25 protein-coding genes are annotated in these 23,311 nt (G+C 70.5%); 13 read left to right on the forward strand and 12 right to left on the reverse strand.

Annotation, left to right across the window (positions count from 1 at the left end):
• Nucleotides 1–20: 20 nt before the first annotated feature.
• Together AC3ANP_RS06380 and AC3ANP_RS06385 are read right to left on the reverse strand one after the other, a co-directional pair.
• Nucleotides 21–1,613, reverse strand: a complete 1,593-nt coding sequence (locus AC3ANP_RS06380) for an ABC transporter permease (protein ID WP_488332490.1) — start codon at nt 1,611–1,613, stop codon at nt 21–23.
• Complete coding sequence (locus tag AC3ANP_RS06385; protein WP_488332491.1) at nt 1,606–2,616, reverse strand: ABC transporter ATP-binding protein; 1,011 nt, start codon at nt 2,614–2,616, stop codon at nt 1,606–1,608. The genes AC3ANP_RS06380 and AC3ANP_RS06385 overlap by 8 nt, the downstream gene beginning before the upstream one ends.
• Nucleotides 2,617–2,888: 272 nt before the next feature.
• Here AC3ANP_RS06385 and AC3ANP_RS06390 point away from each other — a divergent pair, with 272 nt between their 5' ends.
• Nucleotides 2,889–3,629 (forward strand): AzlC family ABC transporter permease, encoded by a 741-nt coding sequence (locus AC3ANP_RS06390; protein WP_488332492.1) that lies wholly within the window; start codon nt 2,889–2,891, stop codon nt 3,627–3,629.
• Nucleotides 3,629–3,940 carry an AzlD domain-containing protein gene (locus AC3ANP_RS06395; RefSeq protein WP_488332493.1) on the forward strand — a complete coding sequence of 104 codons (312 nt, stop codon included), beginning with the start codon at nt 3,629–3,631 and terminating at the stop codon, nt 3,938–3,940. Before AC3ANP_RS06390 ends, AC3ANP_RS06395 begins: the two co-directional genes overlap by 1 nt.
• Before the next feature lie 40 nt (nt 3,941–3,980).
• On the opposite strand, the gene AC3ANP_RS06400 is transcribed toward AC3ANP_RS06395, so the two are convergent.
• Complete coding sequence (locus tag AC3ANP_RS06400; RefSeq protein ID WP_488332494.1) at nt 3,981–4,649, reverse strand: TetR/AcrR family transcriptional regulator; 669 nt, start codon at nt 4,647–4,649, stop codon at nt 3,981–3,983.
• A gap of 121 nt (nt 4,650–4,770) precedes the next feature.
• On the opposite strand from AC3ANP_RS06400, the gene AC3ANP_RS06405 reads away from it, so the two are divergent.
• From AC3ANP_RS06405 to AC3ANP_RS06425, 5 genes are all read left to right on the forward strand, one after another.
• Entirely contained in the window at nt 4,771–5,097 is a 327-nt protein-coding gene (locus AC3ANP_RS06405) for a thiamine-binding protein (protein ID WP_488332495.1), read from the forward strand.
• A gap of 71 nt (nt 5,098–5,168) precedes the next feature.
• Nucleotides 5,169–5,846: an O-methyltransferase gene (locus AC3ANP_RS06410; protein ID WP_488332496.1), complete on the forward strand. Its 678-nt coding sequence runs from the start codon at nt 5,169–5,171 to the stop codon at nt 5,844–5,846.
• A 184-nt stretch (nt 5,847–6,030) separates the two neighbouring features.
• Nucleotides 6,031–7,113 carry an acyl-CoA dehydrogenase family protein gene (locus AC3ANP_RS06415; protein ID WP_488332497.1) on the forward strand — a complete coding sequence of 361 codons (1,083 nt, stop codon included), beginning with the start codon at nt 6,031–6,033 and terminating at the stop codon, nt 7,111–7,113.
• Complete coding sequence (locus AC3ANP_RS06420) at nt 7,107–8,486, forward strand: PIG-L family deacetylase (RefSeq protein WP_488332498.1); 1,380 nt, start codon at nt 7,107–7,109, stop codon at nt 8,484–8,486. The genes AC3ANP_RS06415 and AC3ANP_RS06420 overlap by 7 nt, the downstream gene beginning before the upstream one ends.
• The gene (locus AC3ANP_RS06425) at nt 8,483–9,298 is read left to right on the forward strand and encodes a glycosyltransferase family 2 protein (RefSeq protein WP_488332499.1); all 816 of its coding nucleotides are present in this window, start codon (nt 8,483–8,485) and stop codon (nt 9,296–9,298) included. The genes AC3ANP_RS06420 and AC3ANP_RS06425 overlap by 4 nt, the downstream gene beginning before the upstream one ends.
• A 32-nt stretch (nt 9,299–9,330) precedes the next feature.
• Here the strand turns inward: AC3ANP_RS06425 and AC3ANP_RS06430 are convergent, their stop codons facing one another.
• From AC3ANP_RS06430 to AC3ANP_RS06450, 5 genes are all read right to left on the reverse strand, one after another.
• Complete coding sequence (locus AC3ANP_RS06430) at nt 9,331–10,341, reverse strand: zinc-dependent alcohol dehydrogenase family protein (RefSeq protein ID WP_488332500.1); 1,011 nt, start codon at nt 10,339–10,341, stop codon at nt 9,331–9,333.
• 132 nt (nt 10,342–10,473) lie between these two features.
• Nucleotides 10,474–11,610, reverse strand: coding sequence for a YihY/virulence factor BrkB family protein (locus tag AC3ANP_RS06435; protein WP_488332501.1), 1,137 nt, complete (start codon nt 11,608–11,610; stop codon nt 10,474–10,476).
• Nucleotides 11,611–11,690: 80 nt separating this feature from the next.
• A complete protein-coding gene (locus AC3ANP_RS06440; protein ID WP_488332502.1) occupies nt 11,691–12,287 on the reverse strand; it encodes a DUF3618 domain-containing protein in 597 nt (198 codons plus the stop codon).
• 15 nt (nt 12,288–12,302) lie between these two features.
• Complete coding sequence (locus AC3ANP_RS06445) at nt 12,303–12,734, reverse strand: phage holin family protein (RefSeq protein ID WP_488332503.1); 432 nt, start codon at nt 12,732–12,734, stop codon at nt 12,303–12,305.
• Nucleotides 12,731–13,582: a hypothetical protein gene (locus tag AC3ANP_RS06450; protein ID WP_488332504.1), complete on the reverse strand. Its 852-nt coding sequence runs from the start codon at nt 13,580–13,582 to the stop codon at nt 12,731–12,733. The genes AC3ANP_RS06445 and AC3ANP_RS06450 overlap by 4 nt, the downstream gene beginning before the upstream one ends.
• Before the next feature lie 194 nt (nt 13,583–13,776).
• On the opposite strand from AC3ANP_RS06450, the gene AC3ANP_RS06455 reads away from it, so the two are divergent.
• On the forward strand, nt 13,777–14,739 hold the full coding sequence (locus tag AC3ANP_RS06455) for a spermidine synthase (RefSeq protein WP_488332505.1): 963 nt from the start codon (nt 13,777–13,779) through the stop codon (nt 14,737–14,739).
• Between the two features lie 23 nt (nt 14,740–14,762).
• On the opposite strand, the gene AC3ANP_RS06460 is transcribed toward AC3ANP_RS06455, so the two are convergent.
• A complete protein-coding gene (locus tag AC3ANP_RS06460; protein ID WP_488332506.1) occupies nt 14,763–15,680 on the reverse strand; it encodes a LysR family transcriptional regulator in 918 nt (305 codons plus the stop codon).
• A 187-nt stretch (nt 15,681–15,867) separates the two neighbouring features.
• On the opposite strand from AC3ANP_RS06460, the gene AC3ANP_RS06465 reads away from it, so the two are divergent.
• Nucleotides 15,868–16,617 (forward strand): 3-hydroxybutyrate dehydrogenase, encoded by a 750-nt coding sequence (locus tag AC3ANP_RS06465; RefSeq protein ID WP_488332507.1) that lies wholly within the window; start codon nt 15,868–15,870, stop codon nt 16,615–16,617.
• Between the two features lie 98 nt (nt 16,618–16,715).
• On the forward strand, nt 16,716–17,357 hold the full coding sequence (locus AC3ANP_RS06470; protein ID WP_488332508.1) for a flavin reductase family protein: 642 nt from the start codon (nt 16,716–16,718) through the stop codon (nt 17,355–17,357).
• 43 nt (nt 17,358–17,400) lie between these two features.
• On the opposite strand, the gene AC3ANP_RS06475 is transcribed toward AC3ANP_RS06470, so the two are convergent.
• Entirely contained in the window at nt 17,401–17,664 is a 264-nt protein-coding gene (locus AC3ANP_RS06475; protein WP_488332509.1) for a hypothetical protein, read from the reverse strand.
• Nucleotides 17,665–17,824: 160 nt separating this feature from the next.
• Nucleotides 17,825–18,199: a hypothetical protein gene (locus AC3ANP_RS06480; RefSeq protein WP_488332510.1), complete on the reverse strand. Its 375-nt coding sequence runs from the start codon at nt 18,197–18,199 to the stop codon at nt 17,825–17,827.
• Nucleotides 18,200–18,418: 219 nt separating this feature from the next.
• On the opposite strand from AC3ANP_RS06480, the gene AC3ANP_RS06485 reads away from it, so the two are divergent.
• From AC3ANP_RS06485 to hutH, 3 genes are all read left to right on the forward strand, one after another.
• Entirely contained in the window at nt 18,419–19,291 is an 873-nt protein-coding gene (locus AC3ANP_RS06485; RefSeq protein WP_488332511.1) for an IclR family transcriptional regulator, read from the forward strand.
• Between the two features lie 146 nt (nt 19,292–19,437).
• A complete protein-coding gene (gene hutU, locus AC3ANP_RS06490) occupies nt 19,438–21,135 on the forward strand; it encodes a urocanate hydratase (protein ID WP_488332512.1) in 1,698 nt (565 codons plus the stop codon).
• A gap of 133 nt (nt 21,136–21,268) precedes the next feature.
• Nucleotides 21,269–22,861, forward strand: coding sequence for a histidine ammonia-lyase (gene hutH / locus AC3ANP_RS06495; protein WP_488332513.1), 1,593 nt, complete (start codon nt 21,269–21,271; stop codon nt 22,859–22,861).
• Nucleotides 22,862–22,950: 89 nt separating this feature from the next.
• Here the strand turns inward: hutH and AC3ANP_RS06500 are convergent, their stop codons facing one another.
• Nucleotides 22,951–23,187 (reverse strand): hypothetical protein, encoded by a 237-nt coding sequence (locus tag AC3ANP_RS06500; RefSeq protein ID WP_488332514.1) that lies wholly within the window; start codon nt 23,185–23,187, stop codon nt 22,951–22,953.
• Nucleotides 23,188–23,311: the final 124 nt, after the last annotated feature.

A 23,311-nucleotide genomic window follows, 5' to 3' on the forward strand; every position in this document is an offset into this window, starting at 1 on the left:
GCCGGCCTGGGCGCTACGGCCTACGGCGCCAGGTCCCGCCGTCGCCAGCCGAGGTAACCCAGCGCGGCGAGTGCGGCCGCGACGGCGGTCAGCGCCAGCAGCGCGGGTGCCGCGTCCGGACCGACCGGCAGCAGCGGCGTGTGCCGGAACGGTGAGAGGTCCATGAGCCAGCCCGGAGCATTCCACAGCACACCGAATTCCCCGAGTGCCACGAAGGCGAGCAGCACGCCCCAGACCGCGCCCGAGAGCCTGGGCGCCCAGCCGAACACGGCTAGGGCAATGCCGGCCAGGACCCAGGCGGCAGGAATCTGGGCAAGGGACGCCAGCGTGGCCCGGCCGACCAGGCCAGCGTCCTGGACGGCGAAGGCGGCGCCCACCCCGATCGACACCCCGCTCAGTACCAACAGCACCGCCACCCCGGCCAGCGCAAACACGAAGTGGCTGCTCGCCCAGCGGCCGCGGGTGGTGGCCGTCGCCAGCAGCGCCTCGGTGTGGCCGCCGGTTTCCTCGCCGCGCAGGTGGTTCGCCGCTGCCACGCCATAGACCGCGGCGAGCAGTCCCATCACGCTGATCTCTGCGGACAAGAAGGCGTCCCGCAGGGCGTCGGCGCCACCCAACAGCCTGATCAAGTCCTGGGCGTTGGCCGAACTGAGCATGTCTGCGACGTTGCCGACCAGGGAACCGACCACGGTGCCGAAGACCACGAATGCCACCGCCCACGCCAGCCAGACCCGGTACTGCAGATGCACGGCCAGGGACCAGACCCCGGTCAGTGACCCCACGGCCGGGCCGGGCCGTTCCCCGCGCAGCCCGGCGCCAAGGTCCCTGCGGCTGCGGAGCACGAACGCCGCGGGGATCAGGACGAGGCACAGCGCCAGTGGCAGAACCAGCACCCACCAGCGGTCCCCGGCGAACGCCCGGATCTGCTGGTTCCAGCCGATCGGCGAAAGCCAGGAGAGCGCCGACGGTCCCGGCTCGGCGAGGTCGCCGACCGCGCGCAGTCCGTAGCTGACGGCTATGACCCCGATGCCGAGACCGGTCGCGGTGCGGGCACTCGTGCTCAATTGGGCGGCGACTCCCGCCACCGAGCAAAAGGCCATCCCGGTGACGGCCCAGCCCAGGCCGAAGGCAAGCGACCCGGCAACCGGCAGGCCGCCGCCGGCCAGGGCCGCGGCGGACAGCAGGCCCACGGCCAGGCTGGCGGCAAAGCCGATGCCGAGCGCGGCGGCCAGCGGGGCGTCGCGGCCCAGCCGGCCACCGCCAAGCAGCTCAAGCCTGCCGCTTTCCTCGTCGGCCCGGGTGTGCCGGATGACGAGGATCACCATCAGGATGGCGAGGACCGCAGTCATGAACGCGGTGTACTTGATCAGGGAGAGGGCGCCCAGCGACGCCGGATCGTAGATGCGGCCAAACATCGCCACGATCGAGGCGGTGGCGTTCAGCGCGGTGGCCGCCTCGACGCGGCTCCGCTCATCCGGGTACAGCTGCGCCCCGGCAGCCGCCGTCGAATATGCAACGGCCGCAAAGCCCAGCACCCACAGGGGCAGCATCCACCGGTCCCGCCGCAGCCCCAGCCGGACCAGCTGCCAGGTCCCGGCGAGCGTCTCAGGCATTGCCGGACCCCGCTGGGCCGGGCCCCGCTGGGCCAGGCCCCGATGGGCCGGGCCCCGCTGGGCCGGACGCGGCGACCTGGGCGGGGAGCCCGGCCCCGCGGACCGGGACATCGGCGCCGTCGCCGGTGCCGTAGTGCCGCAGGAACAGGTCCTCCAACGTCGGCGGCTGGCTGGTCAGCCCCCGCAGCCCGGCGGCTGCCAGGAACTGCAGGAACGGACCCAGGCCGGCCGGGTCCACCTGGGCGCTGATCCGCCGGCCGGCGACGACGACGTCGTGCACGCCGGGCAACAGCTCCAGCCCCGGCGGCACCGCTTCGACGTCGGCGGAGACGGAGGTGCGGGTCAGGTGCCTTAACTGTTCCAGCGGGCCGCTCTCCACCACCCGGCCGGCCCGGATGATGCTGACCCGGTCGGACAGCGCCTCGGCCTCGCTCAGGATGTGGCTGCTCAACAGCACCGTCCGTCCCTCGGCCCGGAGCTCCCGGACGCAGCCGCGGAAGGCGTCTTCCATCAGCGGGTCCAGCCCGCTGGTGGGTTCGTCCAGCAGGAATAACTCGGCATCCGTGGCCAGCGCCGCGACCAGCGCGACCTTCTGCCGGTTGCCCTTGGAATAGGTGCGGGCCTTCTTGGATGGATCAAGTTCGAAGAGTGCAAGCAGCCGGTCCCGACGGGCGCGGTCCTGTCCGCCCTGCAGCTTGCCGAGCAGCTCGATCACCTCACCGCCGGTCAAGTTGGGCCAGAGCGAGACGTCACCTGGAACGTACGCCAGGCGCCGGTGCAGTTTGGCGACGTCGCGCCACGGATCCAAGCCGAGCACCCGGAGCGACCCTTCGTTGGCGCGCAGCATGCCCAGCAACAGCCGCAACGTCGTCGACTTGCCGGCCCCGTTGGGTCCGAGGAACCCATGCACCTCGCCGGCGGCCACCTGGAAGTTCAGGCCGTTGAGGGCCGTCACCGTTCCGAAGCGCTTGACCACCCCGGACATCTCCACTACATTGCTCATGCTCAACACGGTACTCCCGGCCGGCCGCGACGGTACCCCTGCGGAAGGTCACCTTCTCCGCTACTGTCCGGGCAGGCCATATGACGGGCCGGGTTATCGGCCCGGCCGGCGCTGTGGTTGCATGGTGGCATGCCTTTTCGCTGGTCCCCCCGGGCAACCCGGACCCATTCCGCGGCGCCCCTGACCGGGCCGCTGCAGGCCAGTGCCGCGCTCATCGCCTGGGCCCGGAGCCTGGCCAGGCCCGCTCGGAAGCGCGAGTGCCGGTGCGGCTGATGCAGTCCCCGGCAGTGCGCGTAGGAATCTCCATCAGCATCGCGACCGGCCTTTACGGGGTGTCGTTCGGTGCCCTGTCGGTGGCCTCCGGGCTGGACTTCTGGCAGACGATGGCACTGAGCCTGCTGCTGTTCAGCGGCGGCTCGCAGTTTGCCTTCATCGGGGTCGTCGCCGGCGGCGGCTCCGGCGTTGCCGCGATGAGCGCAGCCACCCTGCTGGGCATGCGCAACGGCATCTACGGCATGCAGCTGAACGCCCTGCTTCAGCCGCGCGGCTGGCGCCGGTTCGCGGCCGCGCATGTGACGATCGACGAATCCACTGCCACGAGCACCGGCCAAACCGACCCGGCAGAGCAGCGCCGCGGCTTCTGGACGGCGGGGATCGGCATCTTCGTGCTGTGGAATCTCTTCACGGCCGTCGGTGCGCTGGCCGGGGCCGCGCTCGGGGACCCGAAGCAGTGGGGGCTCGACGGTGCCGCCGTCGCGGCGTTCCTGGGGCTGCTGTGGCCACGGCTGAAAGGGCGGGAACCGGTTGCGATCGCCGTCGTCTGCGCTCTCGCCACCGTCCTGGCCGTCCCGTTCGTCCCGGCCGGCGTGCCGATCCTGGTCGCCGCGTTCGTCGCCGCGGTGGTGGGCTGGTTCAGCTCCGGCCGCAGCGATGAAGGCCTGGAGCCGGATCTGGATCCCTATCCGGAACAGCACCACGCCGGCCAGCGTCCCGGCGCCCGGGGGGAGGCCTGATGATGCTTTGGGGGTGGCTCCTGCTCTCCTGCGTGCTGGCCTACGCCTGGAAACTGGTGGGGTACCTGGTGCCCGCCAGCCTGCTGCGCAATCCCCGGATGTCCCGGATCGCGGGCACCATGACGATCGGCCTGTTGGCGTCGCTGACGGTGGTCAACACGGTAGCCTCCGGGCAGTCCTTGGCGCTGGACGCGCGGCTGGGCGCGCTGGCCGCGGCCGCCGTCGCGCTGGTCTTCCGGGCGCCCTTCCTGGTGGTGGTCCTGGCCGGCGCCGCAGCCGCGGCGGGCCTGCGGCTGCTCGGCTGGAACTGATCACCGGGGCGTGGCGGGCCGGCCCGCCACGCCCCGGTGATCAGCGGTACGTCGTTCCGTAGGTGGCCCCAAAGGAGACACCGAACGCGGTGCCGGACAGGTTGGCGGGCAGCGACGCCTGCGGTGGCAGCGGACGGTCGGGCCGTTCCGCGCGGATCGCATCCTCGAGCAGCGCGGCCGGCCGGCGCCAGGCGTCCGAGCCGGCCTCCATGGTGTCCACCACGCCGATCAGCATGGCCAGCAGCCGGATCATGTCGGTCATCGAGATGTCGCTGCGCAGGGTGCCCTGGCCCTGCCCCCGCCCCAGCAGCACGGCCACCGACTCGATCAGGTCACCCGTGATCCCGGTGAGGACACCACGCCGGCCGGCGACCGCACCGAGGAGGTTCGCCTCGTCGCTGGCCACCGCCATCAGGGCGTCAATCACCCGGAACAGCCCTTCCGCGGCGTCCTTGGCCGCCAGCGCTTCCTGCATCACGGGGTTGACCAGCAGTTTCAACTGCTGGTGCAGCGCCGCGAGGACCAGTTCTTCCTTGTCCGCAAAGTTCCGGAACAAGGTGGCCGGACCCACGCCCGCGGTGACGGCAATGGTCTGCAACGGAACTTCCGGACCGTACTGGCGGAAGCATTGACGCGCAGCGGCGATGATCTTATTCACGTTGCGTGCGGCATCCGCGCGGAGTGGCCTGCGGTCTGCTGCCCGGTTCATTTGCTCAGATTAGCAACGCGAAGGCCGGAGAATCCTGTTACCGGCGGGTACAGATTTTTGTGACGTGCCCGGAACGTCATCCGGGCACGGTGGCGGCGGAGCGGCGTGGCAGACTGGAGCCATGTTGCTTGCATTCTCAGTTGCACCGTCAGGGCGGCCCGCGGGTGCCGCCGCCGGTCCGGGAGCCGACGACGCGTCCGTCCACGACGCCGTGGCCGAAGCCGTCCGCATCGTGCGGGAATCCGGCCTGCCGAACCGCACCAGTTCGATGTTCACCGAGATCGAGGGGGAATGGGACGAGGTGTTCGACGTCGTGAAACGCGCCACCGAAGCCGTCGGGCGCTTCGGCAGCCGGGTCTCGCTCGTGATCAAGGCCGATATCCGCCCGGGCTACTCGGGTGAGATGACGGGCAAGCTGGAGCGCCTGGAAGCGGCCCTGGGCGATTAGCCCGCCCGGCCCTGGCGGCCCGGAGGGGCCGGCCCTACCGACCGGAGTCGCCGCCTGCCAGACTGGGCCACATGATCGAGCATCGGCCCACCTCCGGCTGGACGGCCGTCGAGGAGTACCTGTCCGCCGTCGTCGTTCACCCCGACGACTCGCTGCGGCGCGCGGTCGAGGCAGCTGTCGACGCCGGAATGCCGCCGATCGAAGTCGCGCCCAGCGCGGGGAAGCTGCTGAAGCTGCTGGTCAGGCTCTCGGGCGCCCGCCGCGTCCTTGAGATCGGCACGCTGGCCGGCTTCAGTACCATCTGGATGGCGCAGGGCCTGCCCGCGGGCGGCACGCTGCTGAGCTGCGAATTCCTGCCCCGGCACGCGGCGGTGGCCCGCGCCAACGTGGACCGGGCCGGACTGGGCCACCTGGTGGAGATCCGTGTCGGCGCGGCGCTCGATACGCTGCGCGCTCTGCAGGCCGACGGGGTCGAGCCCTTCGATTTCGTGTTCATCGACGCGGACAAGGAAAACAACCCGCAGTACCTGGACTGGGCCATCAGGCTGGGCCGGCCGGGCACCACGATCGTGATGGACAACGTGGTCTGGGAGGGGGCGGTCCTGGACCCCGGCCGGGACCCGGAGAACGCCCCTGGCATCGTCGCGGCGCTGCAGCAGATGGGCGAGGACCCGCGGCTCGATGCCACCGTGATCCAGACCGTGGGGTCGAAAGGCTGGGACGGGTTCGCTCTTGCCCTCGTGCGGTAGCGCGGGGGTGGGCCGGTGCGGTAGCGCGGGGGTGGGCCGGTGCGGTAGCGCGATAGCGGGGCCGGTGCGAGCGGGGCGATGGCGGCCTCCGGCCAAATGCTAAGTATGCTGAGATTCACCGGCGGCTGCCGCCCCCGGGACCGACAGCACCCGCGCGCAGCTCGCAAAGGACACCGACCAGGCTATGAACGCGACCCAAGACTCCAGCCCGCCCCAGGCCGTGCGGATCAGCTCCGCCGCAAGGGAGTCCGACGGCCTTGAGCCCGTACTGGCGGCCGCCGAGGCCGGAATCGGAGACGTCCCCGCCCTGCTGGCGCTTGCCAAAGAGGTCGGCGCCACGGCGCCCTGCCCCGGCGCCGGACAGACCGCCCAGCTCTGGGAACTCCTTGCCTCGGTCACCGCCGTCGACGTCGCGGCCGGCCGCATCCTGGAACCGCACCTCGACGCCGCCGCGATCCTCGCCCAGGCCCACGAGGAACCCCGGACAGGCACCGCCACGTTCGAGGGGACCTGGGGCGTCTTCGCCGCGGAGGCACCCGGCCTGCGGCTGACCGCCAGCGGCACGGACGGCGGGGTCGTCCTGAACGGCTCCAAGCCCTGGTGTTCCATCGCTGCGCAGCTGGACCACGCGGTGCTGACCGCCCATCTGGACGGCGGCGGCCGGGCGGCCTTCGCCGTCGACCTGCACTCCGCCGGGGTAACTTTCGCGGATCCCGGCTGGACCAGCCTCGGGCTGCGTGAAGTCCCCAGCGGCACCGTGCATTTCGATGCGGTCCCGGCTGTACCGCTGGGTAACGAGGGTTGGTACTACCGGCGCCCGGGCTTCGCGTGGGGCGGCATCGGCGTGGCCGCCTGCTGGCTGGGCGGAGCTGTGGCGGTGGCCCGCAGTTTCAAAGCCTCCCTGGCCGACGCTGCCGACCGGGGCCGGGACCCGGACCAGCTGGCGCTCGCGCACCTCGGCGAAATCGACCGGACACTGACCGGGCTGCTGCGCTACCTTGCCGGGACCGCAGCCAGGATCGACGCCGGGGAGCTCTCGGGGCCGGGCGCCTGGAGCGAGGCGCTGCGCGTCCGCGGCAACGTGGCCGCCGGCGTCGAACGCGTCCAGGCGCTGGTCAGCCAGAACCTCGGACCCGGGCCGCTGGCCTTCGACCGGCGCTACGGCAAGCGGATGGCAGACCTTTCGCTGTATGTCCGCCAGCATCACGCCATGCGCGACGACGCGCAGCTCGGCGCCCTTACGTTCCGAGGGGACCACCCATGGTGAGCTTTACGCACCACGACGCCGGAACCAGCGAAAACGCCTGGGCACGCAGCGGAGCGGCCGCTCTCCCGGAGCTGCCGCTCGACGACGCTGAGCTGGCCGCCACGGCGTTCATCGTGCTGGCGGCCCATCCCGACGACGAGTCCCTCGGCGCCGGCGGCCTGCTGGCCCGGCTGCACGGACTCGGCGCCGAGGTGCGGGTGCTGCTGTGCTCCGCCGGCGAGGCCTCGCACCCGGACTCGTCCACGACCACGCCCAGGCAGCTGGCCGCGCTCCGGTTGCAGGAGTTCTCCGCTGCGCTGGAGGGCCTGTTCCCCGGTGCGGCCTGGCGGTACCTTCGCCTGCCGGACGGCAAGCTGGCGGACCATCGGGAGCAGATCCGCGCCGCAATCCGCGAAACTGCGGCCCACAGCGGCCTGCCCGCCGGGCCCGTGGTCCTGGTGGCCCCGTACCGGAACGACGGGCACCCCGACCATGAAACCCTCGGAACCGTGGCGGCGGAAACGGCCGCTGCGTCCGGCTACGGACTGCTCGAATACCCCATCTGGTACTGGCTCTGGGCCGACCCTGCGGGCCCCGCCTGGCAGTCGTGGCTCCGCGTCCCGCTGACCCCGAAGCAGCAGCGGGCCAAGGCGCAGGCGATGGCCGCCCACGCCTCGCAGGTCCAGGCACTCTCCGGCCAGCCAGGCGACGAAGTGCTGCTCCCGCCGTCGTTCCTGACGCATTTTTCCCGCAGCTGGGAGACCTTTGCCTGGCAGTCACCGGCCACCCCGCAGGGGTCCGGGCCGGGCCATGCGGCGGCGGAGGCGGAGGCCATCTTCGATGCGGTCCACACCGACGCCGAGGACCCCTGGCAGTACGCCACCAGCTGGTATGAACAACGCAAGCGTGCCCTGACGCTGGCGGTCCTGCCGGAACGGCGCTACGCCGCGGCCCTGGAGGTCGGCTGCTCGATCGGCGTCCTCAGCGCCGAGCTCGCCGAACGCTGCGGCACCTTCCTCGGAGTCGACGCAAGCAGCGCCGCCCTGGCCCGCGCCGCACACCGGCTGGAGCATCTATCCGGCGCGCACACCCGCCAGCTCACGGTGCCGCAGGACTGGCCCGCCGGCAGCTTTGACCTGATCGTGGTGTCGGAGGTGGGCTATTTCCTGGCGCCGGACGAACTGGCGGCCCTGTTCGACCGGGTGCAAGCCTCGCTCCGGCCCGGCGGGACTTTGGTGCTGTGCCACTGGCGCCATCCCATCGACGGCTGGGAGCTCGACGGCGACACCGTGCACGCCGCCGCGCGGCAGCAGCTGCGCTGGCCCGATGCCGGGCTGTACCGGGAGCGCGATTTCGTCCTGGAAGTCTTCCGGGCCCCGGGGCCGGACACGTGAGCGGGCAGGTGGACCGGTCCGGCCCCGCGCAGGGGTCCGCACCGCGTCCCGGCATCACCGTCGTGGCCGTGGTCCTGCCGGCGCACAATGAGGAACAGCACCTGGACCGCGCGTTGCAGGCGGTCCGGCGGGCGGCCGATGAGCTTCAGCGGGCACGGCCCGGGGTGCAGGTGCGGGTGCTGGTGGTCCTGGACAGCTGCACCGACCGTTCCGCCGGCATCGCCGCCGGATATGCCGACGCCGACCCGCGGTTCAGCACGCTCGAGGTCCGGCATCGCAGCGCCGGTGCCAGCCGGGCCGCCGGGATCCGCGCCGCCGTCCTGGGTCAGCGGCGCCGTGGTCCGGGGGAGGCCGCGCCGCGTTCCGGTCCGCCGCCGTGGCCGGGGCGGATTTGGCTCGCCAACACGGATGCCGACTCGCGGGTTCCAGCGCGCTGGCTGGTCCGGCAGCTCGAATTCGCCGAGGCCGGTGCGGACGCGGTCCTTGGTTCGGTTGAGCCCGACCCGGCGGACCTGGACCCGGAACTGCTGCGCCGCTGGTTGGACCGGCACCCGTTCGAGGAGAACCACCCGCATGTCTACGGCGCAAACTTCGGGGTGCGGGCGTCCGCCTACCTCGCCGCCGGCGGGTTCTCCCACCAGGAAGCGCACGAGGACCGAACCCTGGTTGAGGATCTCCGCGGCCTGGCCTTCACGGTCGTGGCCACGGACAGCATCCGGGTGCTCACCTCCGGCCGGACGCAAGCGCGGGCACCGCACGGCTTTGCGGCCTACCTGCGGGCCCTGAGCCCGGTGCAACCAGCCCGCAGTTAACGTCGTTGCGGGCCAATGACAGCCATGGCGAGCTAGCCGGGCGGGGCCACGCGGATGACGGCGGCCCCGGTCACCCGGTCCTCGGCCAGGTCCCGCAGGGCCCGATCCGCCGCCTCGAAGGGGTAGGCCGTGGTGGTGGGCCGGAGCGGGATCTCGGCGGCCAGCCGGAGGAACTCTTCGCCGTCGGCCCGCGTGTTCGCCGTGACGCTGCGGAGCTGGCGCTCCTGGAACAGGTCGGTGGCGTAGTGCAGGGCCGGCACGTCGCTGAGGTGGATGCCGGCGACGGCGAGGGTCCCGCCGCGGTCCAGCGCCCGCAGCGCCGGCGGCACCAGGCCGCCGGCCGGCGCGAACAGGATGGCCGCATCGAGTGGCTCCGGGGGCTCGGCATCGGCCGCCCCCGCATACGTCGCACCCAGGTCCACGGCGAGGCGCCTGGCCTCCGCGGAACGCGTCATGACGTACACCCGGGCGCCCTGGTACAGCGCGAGCTGGGCGGCCAGGTGCGCGGAGGCGCCGAAGCCGTAGATGCCCAGCCGCCCGCCGACCGGCAGTTCGGCGCGGAGCAGGGCGCGGTAGCCGATGATGCCGGCACACAGCAGCGGGGCCGCTTCCTCATCCCGGAAGGTCTCCGGGATCCGGTAGGCGAAGTCTTCGGCGACCGTGATCAGCTCCGCATAGCCGCCGTCGCGGTCCCAGCCGGTGAAGGTGGGGGAGAGGCACAGGTTTTCCTGGCCCCGGAGGCAGAACCGGCACGACCCGCAGGTACCGCCGAGCCAGGCCACCCCCACCCGCTCACCGGTGCGGAACCGGGCCGCGCCCGGTCCGGCGCCGACCACGTCGCCGACCACCTCATGGCCGGGAATGACGTCGGCGCGATGAGGGGCCAGGTCGCCTTCGGCCAGGTGCAGGTCGGTGCGGCACACGCCGCAGACCCGCACCCGGACCAGGACTTCGCCCGGCCCCGGGACCGGATCGCGGCGCTCGCCGGGGACCAGCGGGCCGGTCGCTATCGGCCCGGGCTGCGCGACCCACCAGGCCCGCACCGGGCTCGCCTTTCCTGGCCGCCGGCCGCCGGCCTGGCTGCGGGAGCCGACATGGGGTCCTCCCTGGTTGGCAGACGCCCGCCCCCTCCGGCGGTGCGTCCTCCTCAGTACAGACCGTGCCGGTCGGGGCAGCTAGGGGCTTTGGTCCCCCGCACCCTTGCGCGGCTGGTCCTGGCCGCGGTGCTGTTCCCTCAGTTCCCGGCCACGGCGGACGTCCTCTTCTTCCCGGGCCTGCAGCTTGTCGCTCTGCTTCGTGTCGCGCGGCGGCAGCTGGATGGTCTCCTCCGCCGCGATGCCGGCCTGGAGTTGCCGGCCGCGCTCGGTTTCGGCGTCGAACTCGGCACCGAACAGCAGCGACATGTTCAGGATCCACAGCCAGAGCAGCGCAATGATGACGCCGCCGATCGCGCCGTAGGTCTTGTTGTAGCTGTTGGAGTTGGCCACGTAAAGGCCGAAGGCCACGGAGGCCAGCAGGAACACGACGACGGCAATCGCCGAGCCCATGCTCATCCAGCGGAATTTGGGCTGCTTGACGTTGGGGGTGGCGTAGTAGAGCACCGCGATCGCAACGATGACCAGCACCAGCATCACCGGCCACTTGGCGATGTTCCAGACCGCCAGGAAGGCGTCTCCGAGTCCGATGAGCCCGCCGACGGACTGGGCCACCGGGCCGCTGAGCACCAGCATCGTGGCGAGCGCCACCACGATCAGCAGGTTGACGACCGTCACGGCGAGCATGGTGCCGCGGAGCTTGATGAAGGGCCGCCCCTCATCGACTTCGTACACGCGGTTCATGGCCCGGCCGAACGCACCGACGTACCCGGACGCGGACCACAGCGCGGTCAGGAGGCCAAGGATGAAGGTGAATCCGGCAGCGGAGGAGCCGGTCAGCTCCTCGACGACCGGGCGCAGCGTTGTCACCGTATCGCCAGGCGCAAAACCCTGGATGATGTCGAGCAGGGCGGAGGTGGTCTTCTGGGCATCGCCGAAGAGCCCGAGCAGGGAAACCAGCGCCAGCATCGCCGGGAATATCGACAGGACCGAGTAGTACGTCAACGCCGCGGCGAGATCGGGGCACTGGTCCTTGGAGAACTCACGGAGCGTCTTCTTGGCGATGTACTTCCAGGAGGGCTTGGTGACGTCCCTGGGGCCATGGGGCTTGCGCGGGTCGTCGGGGGCGGGCGCCGTGCGGGCCTTGGCGGTGCTGCTGTCTGCGGTCTCGGCGTCGTCCACCGGGCCGGTTTCCGCGTTGGTGAGGTTCTTGGCCATCGGAATCTTCTTTCCTGGTTAAGCGCAGCGGCCGGCTGCCCAGCGCGTCAGCGAGGGCAACCGGCCGTCTTCCGGTCGGGCTAGGCCTGCTGGACGTTGTCCTTGGCGTCGGCAGCACGGTCCTTGACGTCGGCGACCGCCGCCTGGCCCTCGCCCTTGACGTTCTGGGCGGCGTCGGTGGCCGTGGCCTTGACGTTCTCCATGGCTTCCTGGGCCGGCTCCTTCAGGCCTTCGGCCACGTGCTGGGCGGCCTGGCTCAGCTCCGTCGTCAGCGGTTCCGCGGCCGACTTAAGGGCGTCCGCCGCCTCCCGCTCCTTCTGGCTGGCGGGGATCAGCGAGGACACCAGCAGGCCGGCGCCGAAGGCGATGAGCCCGGCGGCCAGCGGGTTGCCCTGCGTCTTGGCCATGGCCTGGTGCGGCGCATCGGCGACGGCGGAGCCGGCATCGCTCAGGTGCGAAGCGGCGCTGCCGCCGGTGGCGTGCATGTTGCCGCTGGTGTGGTCGGCTGCTCCCATGACTTTCTCCTTCACTCCGAAGACGGCGTCCTTGACCTTGTCGGTTTGGCGCTGGACGATGTGCGACGGGGTTACCTTGTCGGCCACGGCATCGACATTCGTGCCGAGCCGGGCGCGGGTTGCTTCAATGTCGGCGCGGATGGCATCCGGGTTTTCACTCATTGTGTTTTCCTCGCTCTAGTGGCTGGGCTTGAGGGTGGGGGGAATTTCCTGGATGGTGGCGGCGGTCTGGGGCATGCCCTTGATCGCTTTGAGTTCCTTGCGGCCCATCGAGGCCAGGATGGCACCGATGATGGCCCAGATGACTGCGACAATCACGGCGGACCAGCCCAACCCGATCAGGGTCCCCAATCCCCACCACAGCGCCAGGGAAAGGAACAATAGGACGAAGTGGCCTGCGACGCCGGCCCCGGCGAGCATGCCGCTGCCCTTGCCGGCCCGGCTGGTGGTCTGCTTCAGTTCGGCCTTCGCGAGCTCCACTTCCTGACGCATCAGGGTGGACATGTCCCGTGTCACCTCGCCGAGCAAGTCACCCAGGGAGTTGGTTTCCGCCTTGACGTGGGCCTCCGGGGGAGGCGTCGGGGAGCCCATGGGCATTTCGCTGCTCATGGACGGCCTCCGTCGAACGGATCCTTACGGTCGGGGTCGACGGCCGGATCGATGCGGTAGGGATCGGCCGCCAGCGGGTCAGCCGCCCATTCGCCGGCCTGCGTCCCGGAGCCCTCGAGCGGGTTCGGCGGGTACGTGTCGGCAAGGCCCGCCGTCGTCGTCTCCGGGTAGGTGACCGGCGGCGGGGGGACCGCGACGCCGGAGTCGGGAACCCGGGTGACGGGCGGAACCTGCTGGCCGCCTACCCCGGTGGAGGTGCCGGTGGTTGCGGTGTCCGGTGCGCCGGCACTCAGGCTCCGGCTGAGGCGGCCGGCGAGGATGCCCGCGCCCGCCGCAGCGAGCAGGAACGTTCCCGGGCGCTGCCGGGCGAAGGACTTCACTTCGTTGAGCAGCGATCCGGGGTCGCGGTTCTCCAGCCAGGTGGCAACGGACCTGGACCGCTCGGCGGCCTGGCGGATCAGGTCCGTGGCCACGCCGGGCTGTTCCGAAGCGTCAGCCATCGAGTGGAGTTCGCTGGAGATGGAGTGCAGGCCCTGGGCGGCTTTCTGCTGCTGCGTGCCGGCCTGCTCCGTGAGATCTGTCCGTGCCTGGTACAGCAGGTCCTTGGCGTTGCTCTTGACCTCGCCGGCCACGTTGGCCGCCTCGGTCTTCGCCGTCTGAGCAACATTCTGCGCCGAGTCGGCGGCCTGCCGGCTTACTTCACCGGCCTCGCCCTTCGCGGCGTCGGTCTTGCCGGACGTCCCGGTGGAAGTGGGCGGGAAGGTCGAGGGCTGCCGCAGTTCGGGCTCGCCTTCGGCCAGCCCGGGGGTGCCGTAGGTGTTGTCCTGGGGCCATTGGTTCTCTGTCATCGTCGCTCTCTTTCCTTGTAGATCTGACGGTAGATCTGGCGCCGGCGGACGAACCGCCGCACCGAACTCGAATAGTAAGCATGATTACTATCGAATAGTAAGCACGCTGTGTAATGGATTACAAGCAGATCCCGAAAATCCCCGGCCCGTGCGGCCCGCTAGGGTTGAGCCATGGGCAAAGCGGTGCACGACTGATGGCGAAGCGGGGCAGGGATTCCGGTCGCAACGCCGGAACCCCGACGCCGGGAGTGGTGCAGGTGCCGAAGGGCAGCCGTCCGGCGGGGCCAGCGGCGGGCGTGTATTACATCGACACCGGCGACTGCGAGCTGATCCCGGACCAGGACAATTCCACCGGCTGGCTGCTCCGGATCAACGGTGTGATGAGCTCGCACATCGACCTGGCCGACCCGCTGCACCTTGACTTCGAGTACATGCGCTGGATTGCCGCGCTGGTCGAATCGCACTGGAGCCCGGCGGGGCGGCCCCGGCTGCGCGCCCTGCATCTTGGCGGCGGAGCATGCTCACTGGCGCGTTACTTCCACGCCGTCTATCCGGAGGCCCGCCAGGTGGTGGTGGAGCTGGACGGCAAGCTCGCCGAATACGTCCGCGGCTGGTTCGACCTGCCCAAGGCGCCGCTGCTGCGCCTGCGGGTCGGGGAGGCCCGCGCAGTGACCGAAAGCCTCACCCCGCAAACACGGGACCTGATCATCCGGGACGTCTTCGCGGGGGCAGTCACGCCGCAGCCCCTCACCACCATGGAATTCACCGGGCATGCCAAACGGGTGCTGGCCCCGGACGGAATCTACCTGGTGAATTCCGGTGACGCGCCGGACCTGGCCAGCGCCCGGGAGGACGCCGCCACCATCGCCGCCGCGTTCGCGCACACCCTGATCATCGCCGACCCGGCCATGCTCAAGGGCCGGCGCTACGGCAACATGATCATCGCCGGCAGTGACGCCCCCCTCGGCGGCGACGCCGGTTTGGCGCGGCGGCTGCTGGGCGGCGCCGTGCCGGCCCACATCTGGGACGACGCCAAGGTCCGCTCCTTCGCCGCCGGCGCCGCCGTCCGCCGCGATCCAGCCGGCGCCACCGGCCCTCCAGCAGGCGAGCCGGCGGGCGGCCCGGCCGCCGGCCCGCCCGCAACGGCTGCTCCGTAACTGCCGTTTCGAGCCGGATGCGCCTAGGGAGCAGCCGCTGCGCTGCCGCCGCGGCCCAGGAGCATGTCGCGGTGGGCCAGCGTTTCCTGCCGCAGGGCGTTGACGACGGCGGCCACCGCGGGCCGCCGCATCGAGTCGGGCCGCAGCACCATCCAGTAGGGCAGCAGTTCGGCGAACTGCTCCGGCAGCACCCTGACCAGGTCCGGGTGCCGGTCGGCGGCGAAGCAGGGCAGGAAGCCGATGCCGGCACCGGCCCGGGTGGCCTCAACGTGGACAAACACGTTGGTGGAGCTCAGCCCGTCCCGCATGGCCGGAACCAGCCGGCGGGGGGCGTCCAGGTCGTCCACCTGAAGCATCGAGTCGACAAAGTAGACCAGGGGGTGCTCCTCCAGCTCATCGGCCGAGGACGGTGTGCCGTACTCGGCCAGGTAGCTGCGCGAGGCATACATGCCCAGCATGTACTCGCCGAGCTGTGCCGCCTCGGCCCGGTGGACCTGTGGCTCGCCCACCACCACCTCGATGTCCAGCCCGGACCGCTGTTGCAGCGCCCGCCGGGTTACCGTAATGATCTCGACGCTGAGCCCGGGATGTTGCCGCCGCAGGCTGGCCACCGCCGGGGCAGCGATGTAGGCGCTGAAGCCGTCGGTGGCTGTCATGCGCACGACGCCGGTGACCGGGTCCGGTGTCCGGCCCGCCCGTTTCAGGGAGCCCACCGCGCTTTCCACCTGCTCGGCGACGGCGACGGCCGCGGCGCCGAGCTCGGTCAGTTCCCAGCCGCCCGCCGCCCGGGATAACACCCGGCCGCCGAGGGCCTTTTCCAGCGCGGCGATCCGGCGCGAGACGGTGGTGTGGTTCAAGCCCAGGGTCTGGGCCGCCGTCGTAAACCGGGCCGAGCGGGACACTGCCAGCAGCACCAGCAGATCATCGGGGTTCGCATTCATATCTGCAATTCTGCACATGGCCGGTGCCGGTTTGGCCATTGAACCGCGGCCGACGTGCAGCAATACTCGGAAAAGCTCATTTTCAGTGCGAGTGCCACGCGCGGACCGTGTCCTGCCGATCCCGGCGGCACGGCGGCGCCGCGGCACCTGGCGCTGATGGCATGAATTTTTGAAGGAAGGCTGCGTCATGGAAAATTCGCTCAACGGCCGCAAGGCACTGGTCACCGGCGGGGCGGGCGGCATCGGTGCAGCCAGTGTCCGGGCCCTCGCCGCCAGGGGCGCGACGGTGGTGGTTGCCGACGTCGACGGTGAGGCGGCGACCGCGCTCGCCACGGAGGTCGGGGGCAGTGCCTGGGCCGTCAACCTGCTCGACGTCGAGGCGCTGCAGACGCTCAGCCTGGATTGCGACATCCTGGTCAACAACGCCGGGATCCAGCGGATCAGCCCCATCGAGGAGTTTGATCCGGCCGACTTCCGCCGGATCATCACCCTCATGCTCGAGGCGCCGTTCCTGCTGATCCGCGCCGCCCTGCCGCATATGTATGCCAACGGGTTCGGCCGGATCATCAATTTGTCCTCGGTCCATGGACTGCGCGCGTCGCCCTTCAAGAGCGCATACGTGTCGGCCAAGCACGGCCTGGAAGGCCTGAGCAAGGCGACGGCGTTGGAGGGCGGCCCGCACGGCGTCACGTCCAACTGCGTCAACCCCGGATACGTCCGCACCCCGCTGGTCGAGTCGCAGATTGCGGACCAGGCCAAGGTGCACGGCATCCCCGAAGCGGAGGTGCTGGCCAAAATCATGCTGACCGAGGCGGCCATCAAGCGGCTCGTCGAACCGGAAGAAGTCGCGTCGCTGGTGGCCTGGCTCGCCTCGGACGACGCCGGCATGGTCACCGGCGCCAGCTACACCATGGACGGCGGCTGGTCCGCCCGCTAGGTGCTTGGCGCGGGACGACCGCTCAGGCGCTGCCGCTGACCCGCCGGCGCTTCGGTCCCGGCGGTCTCGTCGCCGGGTGGCGCCGCTAGGCTGAAGGCATGCGCAAGGATTTCAGCCCGGCGGAAATGACCTCGGCGGAGTTCTACCGGCTGTTGACCGCGGTTATCGTCCCGCGGCCGATCGCATGGGTGTCCAGCACGTCTGCAAAGGGTGTGGACAACCTCGCTCCGCACTCCTTCTATACGGTCGCGTCGGTGACGCCGCCGATCATCCAGTTCACCTCGGTGGGCCGGAAGGACACGCTGCGGAGCATCAACGAGCGCGGGGAGTTCGTGGTCAACCTCGCACCGGCCGATTTTCTGGCCGAGGTCAACGCAACAGGGACCAACTTCCCGCCGGAGGTCAGCGAGTTCGACGCCGCCGGCCTCACCCGGGAGCCCGGGCTGACGGTCAGTGTGCCCCGGGTGGCGCAGTCTCCGGTCGCCCTCGAATGCCGGTTGCATTCAACCCTTGCCATGGGTGACTGTGTCCTGGTATTCGGCGAGGTCACCCACGCCGCCGTTTCCGCGCAGGTCCTGGAGGGCAGCCATCCGCGGATTGAGCTGCTTGGACCACTGGCGCGGCTCGGCCGGGACGAGTGGGGCCGCCTTGGGCCGGTCGAAGAACTCCGCCGGATCCGGAAGGCCGACTGGCCGGGGGACTTCCGCCGCAGGGATGCAGGCGGGCCGCCGCGCCCGTAAGGGCCGCCGTCGTCGTGCCTCGAAAGCGGCTGGCTGGCGGCGTCTATTCGGGATACCGGAGAGTGCGGTAGTCATAGAAGACCAGCGTGCCGGCCGGCGTCCCGGGGACGCGCAGTCCAACGTGCGGTGCCCGGATAACCTCGATCCTTCCTTCCCGCCGCCCGTGAAACGGGTCGTCGCCCACGACCACCTGGCCAATCCGGAAGGTGACCCGGGGCTCCAGCAGGCGGTGGGCGGCCTGCCCGAGCGCCCGGAGTACGCGGCGGCGGGGCCGAGGGCGGGCTCGTTGTGCTGAGGGAATGCCCATCGGACTGCTCCTTGCCTGCTCACGAAACACAGCCGCGGGGACCGGCACTACCTGGCGGGACTTCAGGCTTGCCGTCTGAGCTCCGGTACCCCGTCCTGCCACTGTAGGAACAGAACCCCATGAATCACACGAGTAACAAATACCTCACCGTCACCATCGGCTACTTGGTCGCCACAGGCGGCGTCGGGCACCGGCGGCGCAGATTCCGCCAGTGAAGCGCGACGGCGAGCACCAGCAACGGCACATGGATCGCCGGGAGGTTGTGGGCAAACCACTTCGGCAGGTAGATGTCCGTTACTGAGCCACTGGCCGCGCCCAGGCGTTCCGCCACCGCCGTCAGCGGGCAGTGGAAGCCGTTGCCGGCGAAAACCGCGGTTTCGGTAAGGACGACGGCTCCGGCCATTGCGGCTTTCCGGTCCGAGCGGCCCCGGAGGCCGGCATAGAGGACGTAGACCATCGCGGCCTCGATCGTGAACCAGGCGAAAGTGTGGAGCGTCCTGATCGTGACAAGTTTTACCCCTACCGGGTCCCGCACTGGTCCTCCGCTTCGCAGTTCCCCGCACCGCTCCTGCGGCTTGGTCCAGCGAACCACCCCTCCGGGGTCCGCGGCTAGGGGCGATGGGCCCGCGCTGTAGCAGGCAGCTTGCCCGGTATCCCAGATGCGGGGCGGACGGCGTGTGAGCTACCGGCGGTGGCCGGGCGCATGCTTAAGTACGGGATCCAAGACATACTTATGAAAGCCGGAGAGGAAAGCATGCCTGCCGTCACCAGCAACGTTGAATCAGGGACTGCCCCTGACAGCCCGCCGAAGCCGACTGCGGCCAGGGTCGGGTCCAAGGTGCCCGCCGCCGAAAATACGTTGCGGATCCTGAAACTGCTCGCGTCCAAGCGCGGGCCGATGGCGGCGTCGACCATTGCCGCCTCGCTCGGCCTGCCCCGCTCCAGCGTCTACCATCTGCTGGGGGTCATGGAGGCCAACGGCTTTGTCCTGCACCTGCACGAGGAGCAGCGGTACGGGCTGGGCATCAGCGCCTTCGAGTTGAGCTCGGCCTACTCCCGGCAGGAACCGCTGTCCCGCCTCGGCCGGCCGCTGCTGGCCTCGCTGGTGGACGCAATCGGCGAGAGCGCACACCTGGCCGTGCTGCACGGGCGGGACGTGCTGTACATCGTGGAGGAACGGGCCAAGAACCGCCCGTCACTGGTGACCGACGTCGGCGTCCGGCTGCCCAGCCACCTCACCGCCAGCGGCCGCGCCATCCTCGCGGCGCTGCCCAAATCCCAGGTCCGCGCGCTGTACCCGAATGCCGCCGCCTTCACCGCCCGGCACGAGATGGAAGGCGCGATCATGAAGTACTCCGCCCTGTCCTCGCACCTGGACCAGGTGAGGCAGCGCGGTTATGCCACCGAACACGGCGAAGTCACGCCCGGGTTCGGTTCCATCGCCGCCGTGGTGACGGACCACGCGGGCTGGCCCACGGCGGCGGTGGCGGTGACGTTCCTGGAAGACAAACTGCCGGCCGAGCAGTGGCCGGTCCTGGCCGCACGGATCACGAAGACGGCGGACGACCTCTCGCTCCGGATCCACGGCCGCCCCGGCCCGGCCGGCCCGCAGCAGCCGTCGTTTTGAGTCCGCCAAACGGCACCACCTGAGGGCCGGCTGGGTCTGGCATCCCGGACAGCTGCGGCAGCAACGCCCTTTTGGCGCGGCAGCGGAGGGGCTTTAGTTAAGCAAGGCCCGCACCACCGAAGCGGCCCGTTAACGAAGGAGCCCCCATGGCACCCGCCGACTTCAGCACCGGTGCCCGCCCGGTCAAGGCAGCCCGCGGCACGACGCTCACCGCCAAGAGCTGGCAGACCGAAGCGCCGCTGCGCATGCTGATGAACAACCTGGACCCCGAGGTCGCGGAACGCCCGGATGAGCTGGTGGTCTACGGCGGCACCGGCCGCGCCGTCCGGTCCTGGGCCGCGTTCGACGCGATCACCCGGACCCTGGAAACCATGGAGGCGGACGAGACCCTTCTGGTTCAGTCCGGCAAACCGGTCGGCGTCTTCCGCACCAACGAATGGGCCCCGCGCGTGCTGCTGGCCAACTCCAACCTGGTCGGCGACTGGGCGACCTGGCCCGAATTCCGCCGGCTCGAGGCCGAGGGCCTGATGATGTACGGCCAGATGACCGCCGGCTCCTGGATCTACATCGGCACCCAGGGCATCCTGCAGGGCACCTTCGAGACCTTCGCCGCGATCGCCCGCAAACTCACCGGCAACGACGACGGCACCCTGGCCGGCACCCTGACCCTCACCGGCGGCTGCGGCGGCATGGGCGGTGCGCAGCCGCTCGCCGTCACGCTGAACGACGGCGCCTGCCTGATCGTCGACGTCGACGAGACCCGGCTCCGCCGCCGCGCCGGCAAGCGCTACCTGGATGAGGTGGAGACCGACCTCGACGCGGCCATCGCCAAGGTGCTCAAAGCCAAGGAGGAACGCCGCGGCTGGTCCGTGGGCTACGTCGGCAACGCCGCGGAGGTCTTCCCGGAGATCCTGCGCCGCCACACCGCCGGCGAACTCACGGTCGACATCGTCACGGACCAGACCTCCGCGCACGATCCGCTGAGCTACCTGCCCGAGGGCATCTCCGTGGCCGAGTGGCACCGTGAGGCAGAAGCTGATCCGGAGGGTTTCACCAAGAAGGCGCAGGCCTCCATGGCCAGGCAGGTCCAGGCCATGGTCGAGTTCCAGGACGCCGGCGCCGAGGTCTTCGACTACGGCAACTCCATCCGCGACGAGGCGCGCAAGGGCGGCTACGGCCGGGCCTTCGAATTCCCCGGTTTCGTCCCGGCCTACATCCGGCCGCTGTTCTGCGAGGGGCTCGGTCCGTTCCGCTGGGTGGCCTTGTCCGGTGACCCCGAGGACATCCGCGTCACCGATGCAGCCATCAAGGACCTCTTCCCGGAGAACAAACACCTGCACCGCTGGCTCGATGCCGCCGCCGAACGCGTCGAATTCGAGGGCCTGCCGGCCCGGATCTGCTGGCTCGGCTACGGCGACCGTGCCAAAGCCGGTCTGCTGTTCAACCGGCTCGTGGCGGAGGGCAAGGTCCAGGCGCCCATCGTGATCGGCCGGGACCACCTCGACTCCGGCTCCGTCGCTTCGCCGTACCGCGAAACCGAGGCGATGGCCGACGGCTCGGACGCGATCGCCGACTGGCCGCTGCTCAACGCGCTGCTCAACACCGCCTCCGGCGCCACCTGGGTCTCGATTCACCACGGCGGCGGCGTAGGGATCGGCCGCTCCATCCACGCCGGTCAGGTCTCCGTCGCCGACGGCACCGACCTCGCCGCGCAGAAACTCGAACGCCTGCTCACCAACGACCCCGGCATGGGCGTCATCCGCCACGCCGACGCCGGGTATGACCGGGCCGTCGAGGTCGCCGCGGAGCGCGGGGTCCGGATCCCGATGTCCGAGTCCCGCTAACCAAGCCCGCAAATCCCCGTCGATTGCTCCGTAAACGCCGTTTTGAGCCTTCAGAAGGGCCGTTACGGAGCAATCGATCCCCACGAGCCCCCTCAGGGAACCCTGCTCGCGTGGCCCCAGAGAAGTAGGAATCATGACCGTCACCACGTACTCACCGCTCACCGTCACCCTCGGCTCCAGCGGCGTCACCCCCGAGGACGTCGTCGCCGTCGCCCGCCACGACGCCCAGGTGACCGTTGACCAGGACGCCCTCGACGCCGTCGCCAAGGTCCGCGCCCACATCGACGACCTCGCGCACAGTGAGGTGCCGGCCTACGGCATCTCCACCGGCTTCGGCGCCCTGGCGAACCGGCACATCCCCGCCGAACTCCGCACCCAGCTGCAGAAGTCCCTCATCCGTAGCCACGCTGCCGGCATGGGGCCCGCCGTGGAGCGCGAGGTGGTCCGGGGCATCATGTTCCTGCGCGCCAAGACCCTGGCCTCCGGGCGTACCGGCGTCCGGCCCGTGGTCCTGCAGACCATGGTGGATCTGCTCAACGCCGGCATCACGCCCGTGGTCCGTGAGTTCGGCTCGCTGGGCTGCTCCGGGGACCTCGCGCCGCTCTCGCACTGCGCCCTGGTGCTGATGGGCGAAGGGGAGGCGGAAGGGCCCGACGGCGTCCGCTACGGTGGCCGCGGCGAACCGCCGGTGGCAGAACTCCTCGCCGCGCACGGGATCGTGCCGGTCACCCTGGCGGAGAAGGAGGGCCTGGCGCTCGTCAACGGCACCGAAGGCATGCTGGGGATGCTGCTGATGGCCATCGCGGACCTCCGGCTGTTGCTCACGACGGCGGACATCACCGCCGCGCTCAGCGTGGAGGCGCTGCTCGGCACGGACCAGGTGTTCCGGCCGGAGCTGCACGGCGCGCTCCGGCCGCACCCGGGCCAGGCGGCCGCGGCGGAGAACATGCTCCGCGTGCTGTCCAACTCCGCGATCGTAGCCTCGCACCGGATCAACGACACCAAGGTTCAGGACGCCTACTCGCTGCGCTGCGCCCCGCAGGTGGCCGGCGCGGTCCGCGACACCGTCGACCACGCCGCCCTGGTCGCCTCCCGCGAACTGGCCGCCGCGATCGACAATCCGGTGGTCCTGCCGGATGGCAGGGTCAGTTCCAACGGCAATTTCCACGGCGCCCCGGTGGCCTACGTCCTGGACTTCCTCGCGATCGCGGTCGCGGACCTGAGCTCCATCGCCGAACGCAGGACCGACCGGATGCTGGATCCGGCCCGCTCACACGGGCTGCCGGCCTTCCTGGCCGCAGACCCGGGCGTGGACTCGGGCCTGATGATCGCGCAGTACACCCAGGCCGGCCTCGTCTCCGACAACAAGCGGCTGGCCGTACCGGCGTCGGTGGATTCCATCCCGAGCTCCGCGATGCAGGAGGACCACGTCTCGATGGGCTGGCACGCAGCGCGGAAACTGCGGCGCGCGGTGGAGAACCTGCGCCGGGTGCTGGCGATCGAACTCGTGGCCGCGGGCCGGGCCCTGGACATCCGCACGCAGCACTCCGGCGGCGAACTCACCCCGGGACCGGCCGGCGCGGCGGTCGTCGCGGCGCTGCGCACCGTCGTGGACGGGCCGGGAACGGACCGCTTCCTGTCGCCGGAACTGGAGGCAGCGGACCGTCTGGTGGCCACGGGTGAGATCCGGCTCGCGGCCGAATCCGCCGTCGGCCTGCTCGCCTGACGGCCGCCCGGACGGTACTGGACCCCGGGAACGCAAAGGGCCGGTGAGGGAATCCCCTTACCGGCCCGCGGCGCCTGCCGGCTCGTGCGCTAGGCGGCCATAACCTCGTGGGTCTCACCGAATGGCACGGTCTCGTCCAGTGCCACGGTGTACTGGCCGGGTTCGTGGCGGGTAACCCGGATACCGCAGCGGCGGTCCTGGACGGCCGAGGCGATCAGGGTGTTGACGGCGCTTTCGAGGCCGTGGTGGACTTCCTGGGCGCTGGCAAACGAGAGCTTGATCGACGTGGCCTCGGAAGCCCCGGCGGTCATAGTGTGTGTGTTCATTAACAGGTCTTTCGTAGAATCCGGCCATTTGGCCGCCCTCTATTCTAGTCTGTCCGGCGCGCCTTCCCGGACGCGGATCCGGAGTGTGCCTATCACGGCATGGGAAACGGGTATAAGAATGGGG

Source organism: Arthrobacter sp. JB02-1C (genome assembly GCF_057748045.1).